Origin of the sequence: Mesorhizobium sp. M4B.F.Ca.ET.058.02.1.1, assembly GCF_003952505.1 — a bacterium.
GTDB lineage: Bacteria > Pseudomonadota > Alphaproteobacteria > Rhizobiales > Rhizobiaceae > Mesorhizobium.
This window is the reverse complement of record NZ_CP034450.1, coordinates 858,144-871,278: the sequence shown is the minus strand read 5'-3', so window position 1 is coordinate 871,278 and position 13,135 is coordinate 858,144. Positions and strand designations below refer to the sequence as shown.

The following is a 13,135-nucleotide window of genomic DNA, read 5'->3' as shown; positions in this document are numbered from 1 at the left end:
TAATCGGTTTTCGGAAAAGATCGTGCGCCAATTGTGAATTCCAAAGCGTCCTTTGTGTATCCTGAACGACGCACTGCGCTTTGCTGGCCGAAGGCCAGCTTTTTCCCAAATGCGCCTTGATTTGACGTCATTGCGCGTTGCACATTGCCTTGCTACTGGCTAGAGAATGTGCAGCAATCAGATATGCTTGGTTTTTGTGCATGCCCGAATTGACCAAATTGGCTCTGCCGCTCCACATTGGCGGCGTGATAATCCGTAATCGTGTCTTCCTCGCGCCGATGTCGGGAGTAACCGACGAGGCGTTCCGGCAGCGCGCCCATCGGCATGGTGCCGGGCTGGTCGTGTCGGAAATGGTGGCGAGCGGAGAGCTTGCCAAAGGCAGGGCCGGCTGCGACCTGCGCATCCGCCATTCCGGGCTGCCGGTCCACATGGTCCAGCTTGCCGGCCGCGAGGCGGCGCACATGGCCGAAGGCGCCCGGATCGCCGCGGGCGAGGGCGCCGACATCATCGATATCAACATGGGCTGCCCGGCCAAGAAGGTGACGGGCGGCTATGCTGGCTCAGCGTTGATGCGCGATCTCGATCACGCGCTGTCGCTGATCGAGGCGGTGGTCGGCGCCGTCGAGGTACCGGTGACCGTGAAGATGCGGCTTGGCTGGGACGAAAGCGCGCTCAACGCGCCGATGCTGGCGCGCCGCGCCGAACAGGCCGGCGTGAGGATGGTGACGGTGCATGGCCGCACGCGCTGTCAGTTCTACCAGGGCAAGGCCGACTGGCGCGCCATCGCGCGGGTCAAGGAAGCCGTTTCGATCCCGGTCGTCGCCAATGGCGATGTCGGCTCGCCGGCGGAAGCGGCTGCCATCCTCGATCAATCGGGCGCCGACGCGGTGATGATCGGGCGCGCGCATTATGGCGCACCGTGGACCGCCGGCAGGATCGCGGCGTCCGCGGCAGGAGAGACGGCGCCAGGCATTCCCGGAGATCGGCTGGCCCTGGCCGACTACGTCATTGGCCACTATCAGGATATGCTGGCGCTCTACGGTGTCGAAAGCGGGCTGCGCCAGGCGCGCAAGCATCTCGGGTGGTATCTCGATAGCCATGCCGCCGGCGCCACTTCCGGTCAACGCAAGGCAATCCTCACCTCTTTCGAGCCCGCTCGCGTCATCGCCGAACTGCGTGAAGTGTTCTCCAACCCCGCCGAATCGATGCGGAGCGCCGCATGAAGGCCACAGTTGCCCAAGGGCCGGACATGGTCGACGCCGCCAACATCGTGCTGAACACCATCCGCCGCCCGGTGATCATGGTCGATGCCGGCGGCTTCATCACCTTCGCCAATGCCGATGCGGAGGATTTCTTTCGCTCCAGCGCGACCATGCTTGCCCGCAACACGTTGTCCAAGCTCGTGCCCTTCGGCAGCCCGCTGCTCACCCTTGTCGACCAGGTGCGCGAGCGCCTGGCGCCGGTCAACGAATACCGGGTCGATGTGTCATCGCCGCGCCTTGGCATCGAAAAGGTCGTCGACCTTTACGTGGCGCCGGTGCCGGAATTCCCGGGCACGGTGGTGGTGATGTTCCAGGAACGGTCGATGGCCGACAAGATCGACCGACAGATGACGCATCGCGGCGCCGCCCGCTCGGTCACCGGCCTTGCCGCCATGCTGGCGCATGAGATCAAGAACCCATTGTCCGGCATCAGGGGCGCCGCCCAGTTGCTGGAACTGTCAGCCTCCGACGAGGACCGCGCGCTCACCCGGCTGATCACCGACGAGACCGACCGCATCGTCTCACTCGTCGACCGCATGGAGGTCTTTTCCGACGAACGGCCAATCGACCGCTACCCGGTCAACATCCACGTCGTTCTCGACCATGTGAAGGCGATTGCCAAGAACGGTTTTGCGAAACGGATCAAGATCTTGGAGGAATACGATCCATCGCTTCCTCCGGTCTTCGCCAACCGCGACCAGCTGATCCAGGTGTTCCTCAACCTGGTCAAGAACGCCGCCGAGGCGATCGGTTCGGACCCGCAAGGCGAGATCGTGCTGTCCACTGCCTTCCGGCCGGGCATCCGTGTTTCGGTGCCGGGAACGCAGGATCGCGTGTCCCTGCCGCTGGAATTTTGCGTGCGCGACAACGGTCCCGGTGTTTCGGAGGACATACTGCCGATCCTGTTCGACCCGTTCATCACCACCAAGCCGAACGGCTCCGGCCTCGGGCTGGCGCTGGTGGCCAAGATCGTCGGCGAGCATGGCGGCATCATCGAATGCGATTCGACGCCGCGGGGAACCACGTTCCGCATCCTGATGCCGGCTTGGAAGGAGACCGCACACGGTGTCGACGAAGAAGCTGAAGGAGACCGCTCATGACCGCACGCGGCAACATTCTGGTCGCCGATGACGATGCGGCCATCCGCACCGTGCTCAATCAGGCGCTGTCGCGCGTCGGCCATGAGGTGCGCGTCACTTCGAATGCCTCGACGCTGTGGCGCTGGGTGGCGGCGGGCGAGGGCGACCTCGTCATCACCGACGTGGTGATGCCGGACGAGAACGCCTTCGACATGCTGCCGCGCATCAAGAAGGCGCGGCCGGAACTGCCGGTCATCGTGATGAGCGCGCAGAACACGTTCATGACCGCCATCCGCGCCTCCGAGACCGGCGCCTATGAATATCTGCCGAAGCCGTTCGACCTGACCGAACTGCTCAACATCGTCAACCGGGCGCTGGCCGAGCCGAGACGGCCGAAGCTCGACGCGCGCGCCGACGACCAACCGGAGACGATGCCGCTGGTCGGCCGCTCCGCCGCCATGCAGGACATCTACCGCATGCTGGCCCGCATGATGCAGACCGACCTCACGGTGATGATCAGCGGCGAATCCGGCACCGGCAAGGAGCTGGTGGCCCGCGCGCTGCACGAATATGGCCGCCGCCGCGGCGGCCCGTTCGTTGCCATCAACATGGCGGCGATCCCGCGCGACTTGATAGAATCGGAACTGTTCGGTCACGAGAAGGGCGCCTTCACCGGCGCGCAGAACCGCTCCACCGGTCGCTTCGAGCAGGCCGAAGGCGGCACGCTGTTCCTCGACGAGATCGGCGACATGCCGATGGAGGCGCAGACACGCCTGCTGCGCGTGCTGCAGCAAGGCGAATATACGACCGTCGGCGGCCGCACGCCGATCAAGACGGACGTTCGCATCGTCGCCGCCACCAACAAGGACCTGCGCACGCTGATAAACCAGGGGCTGTTCCGCGAGGACCTGTTCTACCGCCTCAACGTCGTGCCGCTGAGGCTGCCGGCGCTGCGCGAGCGCTCCGAGGACATTCCGGACCTGGTGCGGCATTTCTTCAAGCAGGGCGCCAGCGAGGGGCTGCAGACCAAGCGCATTTCCTCCGGCGGCATCGAGTTGATGAAGCGCTACCCCTGGCCGGGCAATGTGCGCGAGCTGGAAAACCTGATCCGCAGGCTGGCCGCGCTCTATTCTCAGGATGAGATCTCGTCCGAGATCATCGAGGCCGAGCTCAAGACCGGCGAGCGGCCGGTAGTCCCCGGCGGCGGCAATCTCATTCCCGACGATCTCTCCATCGGTCAGGCGGTGGAGCATTTCCTGCAGCGCTATTTTGCTTCGTTCGCCGGTGATCTGCCGCCGGCTGGCCTGTACCAGCGCATCCTCGCCGAGGTCGAATACCCGCTGGTCCTTGCTTCGATGACGGCGACGCGCGGCAACCAGATCAAGGCGGCTGAGCTCCTGGGGCTCAACCGCAACACGCTGCGCAAGAAGATCCGCGAGCTTGGCGTCAACGTCTACAAGTCCTCGAGGCAGATCTAGCCGGAGATTGGCTCCCGAGCCGGCGCCATGCTGCCGCGCGACTGCTCAAAGATGATCGCGCAGCGTGTCGGCGATCATCGCGTCCAGGCTGCTGGCGGTTACGCCAAGAAGATGCTCGGTGTCGGAGGAGTCGACCAGCAGCGGGCGGTCGAAGAGGTAGCGCATCTCCACGGCCTCGTGCAGGCCCAGAGCCTCCATTTCGGAGACGGAATAGGAGTGCAGATCCGAAAGCTCCCTGCCGAGCATCGCGGCTGTTTTCCGCATGAGTTCACGGGGCGAGGCATATTGCGAGGGCACGTGGAATGCCCGTCCCCATTCGCCCGTGTAACGGGACGACGCCACAAGCGTCCTGGCCACATCCTTCGTGAACGTCCACGCGTGAGCAGCATCGAGGTTTCCCACGAACGAGACGGGTTTTCCCTCGACGACGGAGGGCAGGGCCAGCAGCGAGAAGTAGCTGATCGCGCCATGTCCAAGATAGTCACTGGACCGCACTTCGATGGCTGGTGCATCGGCGCGGCGTGCTCGTTGCCACATTATCGTGCGGGTCGTACCTTTCCTTGATGTCGGATCGAGCGGCAAGTCCGGGTGCAGCGGACTTTCGGCGTTCTCACCATAGCCGTAGAGGTTTCCGAGCAGGATAATTTTCGCGCCGGCGGCTTCCGCCGCGCGCACCGTGCCGTCGAGGATGGGGAAAAAGTCGGTCGGCCACCGATCATAGGCGGCCATGGCGCACATGAAGATCGCATCGGCGCCTCGGGCCATGCGCGACAGCTCGGCGGCATCCGCGGCGTCGGCCTGTACCGCGCGGACGCCGGGCAAATCGATGGAACCCAAGCTCCTGCTGGTGAGGACGACATTATTTCCTTCCTCACCGAGCAGCCGAGCCGTTTCGCGTCCAACCGGCCCTGCGCCGACGACAACATAGTAACCCATATCAACCTCTTTGCATTGGCAACGAGGCTTGGGTTTAGGGGGCGCCGGCATTGAAAGTCGCGCAGGAACCGCCAAATCTTGGACAGGTTTTGCTATGAATTCGAGGCCTACCTGTATGCACGCACAGCTCGATCCCGACCAGGTCCCGACGGGCATAACAATGGTTTCGAGGCATGTCGAAGCAGGCGCCTTCAGGCTGCCGCGAGCGCATCACCACAGGATCATGGTTCACGCCAGCGCGGCCACCCATTCTTATTGCAGTGACGTTGGACGACACTTTCTGCGGCGTGCTGGCGACATCGACTTCGTGCCCGCTGACCAGGAGGGCGGTTTCGAGGCGGAAACCGCGTTCCGCACAATCGAGGTTCGCCTGCCGTCCGCCTTGCTCGAAGACGTCGCGCGGCAGGTGGGAGGCACAACAATGCGCCGGCTCGACACGCGCCATCTCGTCCGGGATGAGCGGATCGAACATCTCGTGCGAGCGCTCAAAAGCGGTCACGACACAGGCGCGCCGACCGAACCCCTGTTCATCGAAAGCCTCGGCGTTGCGCTTGCGGTGCGGCTGCTGGGCCTCGGCGATCGGGAGACCGATCGACCCGTCCGGTTGTCGAACACTCAGCTCAGGCACGTCCTGGAGCATATCGATGCTCACCTTCATGAGCCGCTAACGATTGACAGGCTGAGCCGCGTTGCCAACGCCAGCAGTTCCCATCTCAGGACATGGTTCAAGGCGGCGACAGGTATGACCGTTCACCGCTACGTCCTACGGCGCCGGGTCGAGCGCGCCCGCTCTCTGTTACTAGGCGGCGGCCTCAGCACCAGCGAGGTGGCACATCAGGCAGGCTTCGCGCACCAATCGCATATGGCATATTGGATGCGTCGCGAGATCGGGCAAACGCCACGCGGCTTGCGGCGCGGGCGGATGGCGAGTTGAATGCCGGCCAGCACGCACGGCGGAGGCTCGTCCGCCCGTTGCCGGCATGTCCGCAGACCTTTAGGGCGACTCTGATCGACCCTGGCCGGATGGTCCTTCCAGCAGAATAAGCCGGGGAAAGATTTCCGTCCTGGCCACACTTGTTGCATAATCGCCACAATGCGTTGCATACATCCGACGCAAGCAATGACTCTAAACGGCGATATGGCTTCCCAGGCCCCGACACTGAACGAACCGCTTTTCAGCAAGCCCGGCGTTGAGGACAGACGCCGGCTGCTGGCGTTGCCCGGCGTGCTGGCGATTGCCGGCGCTTTGATCACGGCGGCGATCTCCTTTGCGATTCTGGTCGGGGCGACGCCGATCGCGCCGGATGCAAAAGCCACGATGGCGCTGATCGCGCTCAACGCTGTCTTCGTTCTATTCCTGATTGCGTTGATCGGCCGCGAGGTTCACCGCATTGTGATGGCGCGGCGGCACGGCAAGGCGGCCTCACGGCTGCATGTGCGCATCGTCGCGATGTTCGCTCTGGTCGCCGCCATTCCCGCCATCATGGTGGCCATCATCGCCTCGATCACGCTCGACATCGGCCTCGACCGCTGGTTCGAGATCCGCACCAAGACGATCGTCAATTCCTCGCTGTCGATCGCCGACGCCTATGTGCAGGAAAATGCCCGCAACCTGCAGGGCACGACGTTGTCGATGGCCTATGATCTCGATGCCTCGCGCACGCTCTATGGCCTCGACCGTACCGGTTTCCTCGATCTGATGAACAAGGAAGCGGTTGGCCGCTCGCTGGCGCATGCCGCACTGATCAAGCCCGACGGCTCCTTTGTGATGAGCGCCAAGACCGATGCCGACTTCGCCATGCCGGAGCCCCGCCGGGCGCGGTGGAAACGGCGTCCGACGGCAGGCCGGTTCTGATCGAGCCGCGAACCCGCAACATCATGGGCGCCATCGTCAAGTTGCGCGAGATCGAAGGTCTTTATCTCTACACCATCCGGCTGGTCGATCCCGATGTGATCAAGGCACGGCAGATCGTGCGGTCCAACAGCGACGAATACCGCAACCTGCAAGACAACCGCCGCACCTCACAGGTGGCCTTCGCGCTGCCTTACCTGTCGCTGACGCTGATCGTCATCCTGTCGGCGATCTGGACGGGCATAGCGGTCGCCGACCGGCTGGTGCGGCCGATCCGCCAGTTGATCGGTGCCGCCGACGAGGTCGCGACCGGCAATCTCGATGTCGCCGTGCCCGTCAGACTTTCCGACGGCGACGTCGCCTCGCTCGGCGACACCTTCAACAACATGATCCTGGAGCTCAAATCGCAGCGCAACGAGCTGCTCTCCGCCAAGGATTTGATCGACGAGCGCAGGCGCTTTTCGGAAGCCGTGCTGGCAGGCGTCACCGCCGGCGTCATCGGCGTCGATCCCTATGGCATCATCACCATCGTCAATCGCTCGGCAGAAACCATGCTTGCGATCTCGGCCAGCGCCGCGCTCGGGCAGAACCTGTCCGCCGTGCTGCCGCATGTCGGCCGCGTCTTCGAAATCGGCCGCAAATCGGGCAAGCCGGTCTATCGCGAGCAGGTGACCTTCTACCGTGGCGGCGCCGAGCGGACCTTCAACGTGCAGATAACCATCGAGGCGGGCGATGACGGCTCGGAGGAAAAATCCTATGTCGTGACGGTCGACGACATCACCGACCTTGTGCAGGCGCAGCGCTCTTCGGCCTGGGCCGACGTGGCCAGGCGCATCGCCCACGAGATCAAGAACCCGCTGACGCCGATCCAGCTCTCGGCCGAGCGCATCAAGCGCCGCTACGGCAAGGTCATCACCGAGGACCGCGAGGTCTTCGACCAATGCACCGACACGATCATCCGCCAGGTCGAGGATATCGGCCGCATGGTCGACGAATTCTCGGCCTTCGCGCGCATGCCGAAACCGGAGATGAAGGCCATCGACCTGCGCGAATCGCTGCGCGAAGCCTCGTTCCTGGTCGAGGTCAGTCGTTCAGACATCGCTTTCGAGCGCGATTTCGGCAGCGAACCACTGAAGGGCACCTTCGACAGCCGGCTGATGGCGCAGGCCTTCGGCAACGTCATCAAGAACGCCGCCGAGGCCATTGACGGACTTGAAGCAAAAGATCGTTCGGACGGCACAATCCGGATTCAAGCCGGACGTCAAAATGGCGCCATCCGAATCGATGTCATCGACAATGGCAGGGGACTGCCGCGCGAGAATAGGCAGCGGTTGCTCGAGCCCTATATGACGACGCGCGAAAAAGGCACTGGCCTTGGCCTCGCTATCGTCAAGAAGATCGTGGAGGACCATGGCGGCCGGCTCGAACTCAACGATGCGCCGGCGGATTTCCACGGTGGCCGCGGCGCGATGATCTCGATCATCCTGCCGCCGGCTTCGGTCGTTGCCACGCCGCCTCGCGGCGAAGGCCGGAACGAACACGAAAGAGAAACTGAAAAGGTCGGTAATGGCGTCTGACATTCTCATCGTCGATGACGAGGAAGACATCCGCGAGCTCGTCGCAGGCATCCTGAGCGACGAAGGTCACGAAACCCGCACGGCGTTCGACGCCGACAGCGCGCTTGCAGCAATTGCAGATCGCGCGCCGAGGCTGATCTTCCTCGACATCTGGCTGCAGGGCTCGCGCCTGGACGGCCTCGCGCTGCTGGACGAGATCAAGACGATGCATCCCAACCTCCCGGTGGTGATGATCTCCGGTCACGGCAATATCGAAACGGCGGTTTCCGCCATCCGCCGCGGCGCCTACGATTTCATCGAGAAGCCGTTCAAGGCCGACCGACTGATCCTGATCGCCGAGCGCGCGCTCGAAACCTCGAAGCTGAGGCGCGAGGTCTCCGACCTCAAGCAACGCAGCGGCGAGACCTTCGACCTGATCGGCATGTCTTCGGCGATGAGCCAGTTGCGCCAGACCATCGAACGCGTCGCGCCGACCAACAGCCGCATCATGATCGTCGGCCCGTCCGGTTCCGGCAAGGAGCTGGCGGCGCGCGCCATCCATGCGCTGTCGACGCGCAAGGCCGGACCGTTCGTGACGCTGAGCGCGGCCACCATCACGCCCGAGCGAATGGAGATTGAACTGTTCGGCACCGAATCGAACGGCACCGAGCGCAAGGTCGGCGCACTGGAAGAGGCGCATCGCGGCATCCTCTACATCGACGAAGTGGCCGACATGCCGCGCGAGACGCAGAACAAGATCCTGCGCGTGCTGGTCGAGCAGCAGTTCGAGCGGGTAGGGGGCACCAAGCGGGTCAAGGTCGATGTCCGCATCATCTCGTCCACCTCGCAGAACCTGGAGGCGATGATCGCCGACGGCCGCTTCCGTGAGGACCTCTATCACCGCCTGGCAGTGGTTCCGGTCATGGTGCCGGGGCTGGCCGAGCGACGCGAGGACATTCCCTATCTGGTCGACAATTTCATGAAGCAGATCGCGCGCCAGGCCGGCATCAGGCCGCGCCGCATCGGCGACGACGCACTCGCCGTGCTGCAGGCGCATAACTGGCCGGGCAATGTCCGGCAGTTGCGCAACAATGTCGAACGGCTGATGATCCTGGCGCGCGGCGAGGACGTCGACGCCCCGATCACCGCCGATCTGCTACCGTCGGAGATCGGCGACGTCATGCCGCGCACGCCCAACCAATCGGACCGACACATCATGGCGCTGCCGCTGCGCGAGGCGCGCGAACAGTTCGAGAAGGACTACCTGATCGCCCAGATCAACCGCTTCGGCGGCAACATCTCGAAGACCGCCGAGTTCATCGGCATGGAGCGCTCCGCCCTGCACCGCAAGCTGAAGTCGCTGGGCGTCTGAGGACAGCTGTACTTGATCCAGCGGCGCCCAGCCGGCCGATTGCCGGTTACGGCCGCGGCGGAATCGCTTAAACAAACCGAAAGTCTTCAGGGGTGATCCATGCCGCGCATTGCCTATGTGAACGGGCGCTATGTCGCTCATGCCGACGCTTCGGTGCATATCGAGGATCGCGGCTATCAGTTCGCCGACGGCGTCTATGAGGTCTGCGAGGTGGCTCGCGGCTTCATTGTCGACATGCCGCGCCATCTCGGCCGGCTGAGCCGGTCGCTTTCCGAACTGTCGATCGACTGGCCGGTGACGCAGCGTGTGCTGCCGCTCATCCTGCGCGAGGTGGTGCGCCGCAACCATGTCGTCAACGGCCTCGTCTATGTCCAGGTGACGCGTGGCGTCGCCAGCCGCGAGTTCGTTTTCCCGGGGCCCGGTACCACGCCGTCGCTGGTGGTGACCGCGAGGAAGGCGGACCCCGCCACTGCCGCCAGGCGCGCAGAGACCGGCATAAAGGTCATCACCGTGCCGGAGAACCGCTGGGACAGGGTCGATATCAAGAGCACGGGCCTGCTGCCCAACGTGCTGGCCAAGCAGAAGGCCAAGGAAGCCGGCGCCCAGGAGGCGTGGTTCGTCGACACCGACGGCATGGTCACCGAGGGCGGCTCCTCCAACGCCTGGATCGTCACCAGGGACGGCGTGCTGGTGACGCGGCCGGCCGAGCACGGGATCCTGCGCGGCATCACCCGCACGACGCTGTTCGACGTTGCCGCCAAACTCGGCCTGACGATCGAGGAGCGCAAGTTTTCGGTCGCCGAGGCCAAGGCGGCGCGCGAGGCCTTCATCAGTTCCGCGACCACGATTGCCATGCCGATCGTGGCAATCGACGGTGCTCCGGTGGCCAATGGCCACCCCGGTTCCATGACACTTTCGTTGCGCCAGGCCTTTTTTGACGTTGCGGAAAAAAGTCCGGCCTGATAACCGCAAAGATGGAATGAAAATCAATATATCTCGTTCTGCTTGTCGTTATTGACGGCAAGAGGGTGTTTGCGCGCTTGACATGTGCCGGATAAATTGGCGCATTGGCTGCAAACCGAAGGGGATCGGCGAAAGACAAGAACAATGGCGGAACGATCGCAAAACCTTCAGGACCTGTTCCTGAATTCAGTTCGCAAGAGCAAAAATCCACTCACCATCTTCCTCATCAACGGCGTGAAGCTGACTGGCGTGGTCACCTCGTTCGACAATTTTTGTGTGTTGTTGCGGCGTGACGGCCATTCCCAGCTCGTTTACAAGCACGCCATTTCCACGATCATGCCGAGCCAGCCGGTTCAGATGTTCGATGGCGAGGAAGGCCAGGGCGCCTGATTGGCACGTGAGAAAGACGCGGACCGCAGCGTCCGCGGGAAACCATCACATCAGCTGAGGCCGGAAGACAAAGCTCCGACCCGGGCCATTGTTATTGTGCCCGTGCTTACCCGCCAGCCGCGAGGCGAGGACGAGACCAATCGGCCGCGTCTGACGCGTTCCGCGGAGGCCCGCCACGATGAAGCAGTCGGCCTCGCCGGCGCCATCGACCTCGATCCGGTCCATAGCGCGGTGGTGACCGTCACCGATCCGCGCCCGGCCACCTTGCTCGGCAGCGGCAAGGTGGCGGAATTCGCCGATATCGTGAAGGAGCGCCACGCGGAACTGGTCATCGTCGACCATCCGCTGACGCCGGTGCAGCAACGCAATCTCGAAAAGGAATTCAACGCCAAGGTGCTCGACCGCACCGGGCTGATCCTGGAGATCTTCGGCGAGCGCGCGCGCACCAAGGAAGGCACGCTGCAGGTCGAGCTTGCGCATCTCAACTACCAGAAGGGCCGCCTGGTGCGGAGCTGGACCCACCTTGAGCGCCAGCGCGGCGGCGCCGGCTTCCTCGGCGGTCCCGGCGAAACGCAGATCGAATCCGACCGGCGGCAGTTGCAGGAAAAGATCATCAAGCTGAAGCATGAGCTGGAAACTGTGCGCCGCACCCGCGACCTGCACCGTGCCAAGCGCAAGAAGGTGCCGTTCCCGGTTGTGGCGATCGTCGGCTACACTAATGCCGGCAAGTCGACGCTGTTCAACAAGCTGACCGGGGCAGGGGTGCTGGCCGAGGACATGCTGTTCGCCACGCTTGACCCGACGCTGCGCCGCGTGCGCCTGCCACATGGCACACCCATCATCCTGTCCGATACGGTCGGCTTCATCTCGGACCTGCCGACGCATCTTGTTGCCGCCTTCCGGGCGACGCTGGAAGAGGTGGTCGAAGCCGACCTCGTCATCCACCTGCGCGACATCTCAGACCCCGATACGGCGGCGCAGGCCGAGGATGTCGAGCGCATCCTTGCCGATCTTGGCGTCGATGCCAGTGACGCCAAGCGCGTCATCGAGGTCTGGAACAAGATCGACCTGCTCGACGAGAGCAACCGGGAGCGGTTACTGGCCGATGGCGCCGCCACCAAGGCGCCGCCGGTCGCCATATCGGCGGTCACCGGCGAGGGCATCGATGCGCTGAAGGCGCTTATCGAAACGAGGATGTCGGGTGAACTGGAAACGACGACGCTGACGCTGACGCCAGCCCAGTTTGGCCTTGTCGACTGGATCTACCGCAACGGCGACGTCGTTTCGCGGGTCGACAATGAGGATGGCAGCGTCACCATTTCGCTCAATGCCACGCACAGCTCACGGCAAGAGATCGAGAGCCGATTGCACCGTAAGAACAATTAAGCCTGGTTATTTCGCGCCCTTGGCCTGCTGCCAGAGCGCTTCCATCTCATCCAGCGTCGCCTTTTCCAACGTGTTGCCGGAGGCTTCCAGCGCTCGCTCGACATAGTGGAAGCGGGTGCGGAATTTCTCATTGGTGCCGCTGAGCGCGGCCTCGGCGTCGAGCTTGAGGTGGCGGCCGAGATTGACGATGGCAAACAGCATGTCGCCGAACTCGTCCTTGATCGGTGCTGCGTCGCCTTTGGCCAAAGCCTCGCGCAGTTCGCCGATCTCCTCCTCGATCTTGTCGAGAATGGGGGCCGCCTCGCTCCAATCGAAGCCGACGCGAGCCGCCTTTTCCTGCAGCTTGAGCGCCCGGGTCAGCGCAGGCAGCGCCACCGGCACGCTGTCGAGGAACCCCTTGCCATTGTCTTCTGGGTCTAGCCCGCGGGCGAGGCGCGCATCGCGCTTCTCCGCCTTCTCCACCGCCTTGATTTTTTCCCACATGCCCTTGGCCATGCCGGCGCTGCGCGCCTCCTCGTCGCCGAAGACGTGCGGATGGCGCCGGATCATCTTGGCGGTGATCGCCTCGACGACGTCGCCGAAGGCGAATTCGCCAGCCTCCTCAGCCATTTGCGCGTGGTAGACAACCTGCAGCAGCAGGTCGCCGAGCTCCTCGCGCAGGTCGTCGAGATCGCCGCGCGCAATGGCATCCGCCACCTCGTAGGCTTCCTCGATCGTGTAGGGCGCGATGGTCGAGAAATTCTGCTCGATATCCCAGGGGCAGCCGGTCTTGGGCGCCCTTAGTGCCGCCATGATCTCGATCAGCCGGGAAATGTCCTTGGAGGGTTTCATCAGGCCGATGCTATCCTTGCGCCCATCGCG

General features: G+C 63.7%; 10 protein-coding genes and 1 pseudogene. 9 read left to right on the top strand and 2 right to left on the bottom strand.

Features of this window, described 5'->3' with window-relative positions; all coding sequences use genetic code 11:
• Nucleotides 1-200: 200 nt before the first annotated feature.
• The 3 genes from dusB to ntrC are packed head-to-tail and all read left to right on the top strand — an operon-like array spanning nt 201 to nt 3,819.
• A complete protein-coding gene (dusB, locus tag EJ073_RS04370) occupies nt 201-1,223 on the top strand; it encodes a tRNA dihydrouridine synthase DusB (protein WP_126054616.1) in 1,023 nt (340 codons plus the stop codon).
• A complete protein-coding gene (locus EJ073_RS04365; RefSeq protein WP_126054615.1) occupies nt 1,220-2,362 on the top strand; it encodes a nitrogen regulation protein NR(II) in 1,143 nt (380 codons plus the stop codon). The genes dusB and EJ073_RS04365 overlap by 4 nt, the downstream gene beginning before the upstream one ends.
• Complete coding sequence (gene ntrC, locus EJ073_RS04360; RefSeq protein WP_126054614.1) at nt 2,359-3,819, top strand: nitrogen regulation protein NR(I); 1,461 nt, start codon at nt 2,359-2,361, stop codon at nt 3,817-3,819. The genes EJ073_RS04365 and ntrC overlap by 4 nt, the downstream gene beginning before the upstream one ends.
• A gap of 45 nt (nt 3,820-3,864) precedes the next feature.
• Here ntrC and EJ073_RS04355 read toward each other — a convergent pair whose 3' ends face one another.
• Nucleotides 3,865-4,755 (bottom strand): NAD(P)H-binding protein, encoded by an 891-nt coding sequence (locus EJ073_RS04355; protein ID WP_126054613.1) that lies wholly within the window; start codon nt 4,753-4,755, stop codon nt 3,865-3,867.
• Between the two features lie 115 nt (nt 4,756-4,870).
• Between EJ073_RS04355 and EJ073_RS04350 the strand changes: the two genes are divergently transcribed.
• The 6 genes and pseudogenes from EJ073_RS04350 to hflX all read left to right on the top strand — a co-directional run bounded on the left by EJ073_RS04350 (nt 4,871) and on the right by hflX (nt 12,274).
• Entirely contained in the window at nt 4,871-5,689 is an 819-nt protein-coding gene (locus tag EJ073_RS04350; protein WP_126054612.1) for an AraC family transcriptional regulator, read from the top strand.
• A gap of 204 nt (nt 5,690-5,893) precedes the next feature.
• Nucleotides 5,894-8,184, top strand: a pseudogene (locus EJ073_RS04345) (PAS domain-containing sensor histidine kinase).
• On the top strand, nt 8,174-9,535 hold the full coding sequence (locus EJ073_RS04340) for a sigma-54 dependent transcriptional regulator (protein WP_126054611.1): 1,362 nt from the start codon (nt 8,174-8,176) through the stop codon (nt 9,533-9,535). The pseudogene EJ073_RS04345 and the gene EJ073_RS04340 overlap by 11 nt, the downstream one beginning before the upstream one ends.
• A 99-nt stretch (nt 9,536-9,634) precedes the next feature.
• On the top strand, nt 9,635-10,498 hold the full coding sequence (locus EJ073_RS04335; RefSeq protein WP_126054610.1) for a D-amino-acid transaminase: 864 nt from the start codon (nt 9,635-9,637) through the stop codon (nt 10,496-10,498).
• Nucleotides 10,499-10,642: 144 nt separating this feature from the next.
• The gene (hfq, locus tag EJ073_RS04330; protein WP_066989720.1) at nt 10,643-10,888 is read left to right on the top strand and encodes an RNA chaperone Hfq; all 246 of its coding nucleotides are present in this window, start codon (nt 10,643-10,645) and stop codon (nt 10,886-10,888) included.
• Complete coding sequence (gene hflX / locus EJ073_RS04325; RefSeq protein ID WP_126054609.1) at nt 10,889-12,274, top strand: GTPase HflX; 1,386 nt, start codon at nt 10,889-10,891, stop codon at nt 12,272-12,274. It abuts the gene before it with no gap.
• Nucleotides 12,275-12,280: 6 nt separating this feature from the next.
• On the opposite strand, the gene mazG is transcribed toward hflX, so the two are convergent.
• Nucleotides 12,281-13,105: a nucleoside triphosphate pyrophosphohydrolase gene (mazG, locus tag EJ073_RS04320; RefSeq protein ID WP_126054608.1), complete on the bottom strand. Its 825-nt coding sequence runs from the start codon at nt 13,103-13,105 to the stop codon at nt 12,281-12,283.
• Nucleotides 13,106-13,135: the final 30 nt, after the last annotated feature.

Bases quoted from the DNA above. Each gene is read 5' to 3' on its own strand.
- hfq (WP_066989720.1), top strand. From the start codon at position 10,643: ATGGCGGAACGATCGCAAAACCTTCAGGACCTGTTCCTGAATTCAGTT.
- EJ073_RS04340 (WP_126054611.1), top strand. From the start codon at position 8,174: ATGGCGTCTGACATTCTCATCGTCGATGACGAGGAAGACATCCGCGAG.
- dusB (WP_126054616.1), top strand. From the start codon at position 201: ATGCCCGAATTGACCAAATTGGCTCTGCCGCTCCACATTGGCGGCGTG.
- EJ073_RS04365 (WP_126054615.1), top strand. From the start codon at position 1,220: ATGAAGGCCACAGTTGCCCAAGGGCCGGACATGGTCGACGCCGCCAAC.
- EJ073_RS04355 (WP_126054613.1), bottom strand. From the start codon at position 4,755: ATGGGTTACTATGTTGTCGTCGGCGCAGGGCCGGTTGGACGCGAAACG.
- EJ073_RS04335 (WP_126054610.1), top strand. From the start codon at position 9,635: ATGCCGCGCATTGCCTATGTGAACGGGCGCTATGTCGCTCATGCCGAC.
- ntrC (WP_126054614.1), top strand. From the start codon at position 2,359: ATGACCGCACGCGGCAACATTCTGGTCGCCGATGACGATGCGGCCATC.
- mazG (WP_126054608.1), bottom strand. From the start codon at position 13,105: ATGAAACCCTCCAAGGACATTTCCCGGCTGATCGAGATCATGGCGGCA.
- EJ073_RS04350 (WP_126054612.1), top strand. From the start codon at position 4,871: ATGCACGCACAGCTCGATCCCGACCAGGTCCCGACGGGCATAACAATG.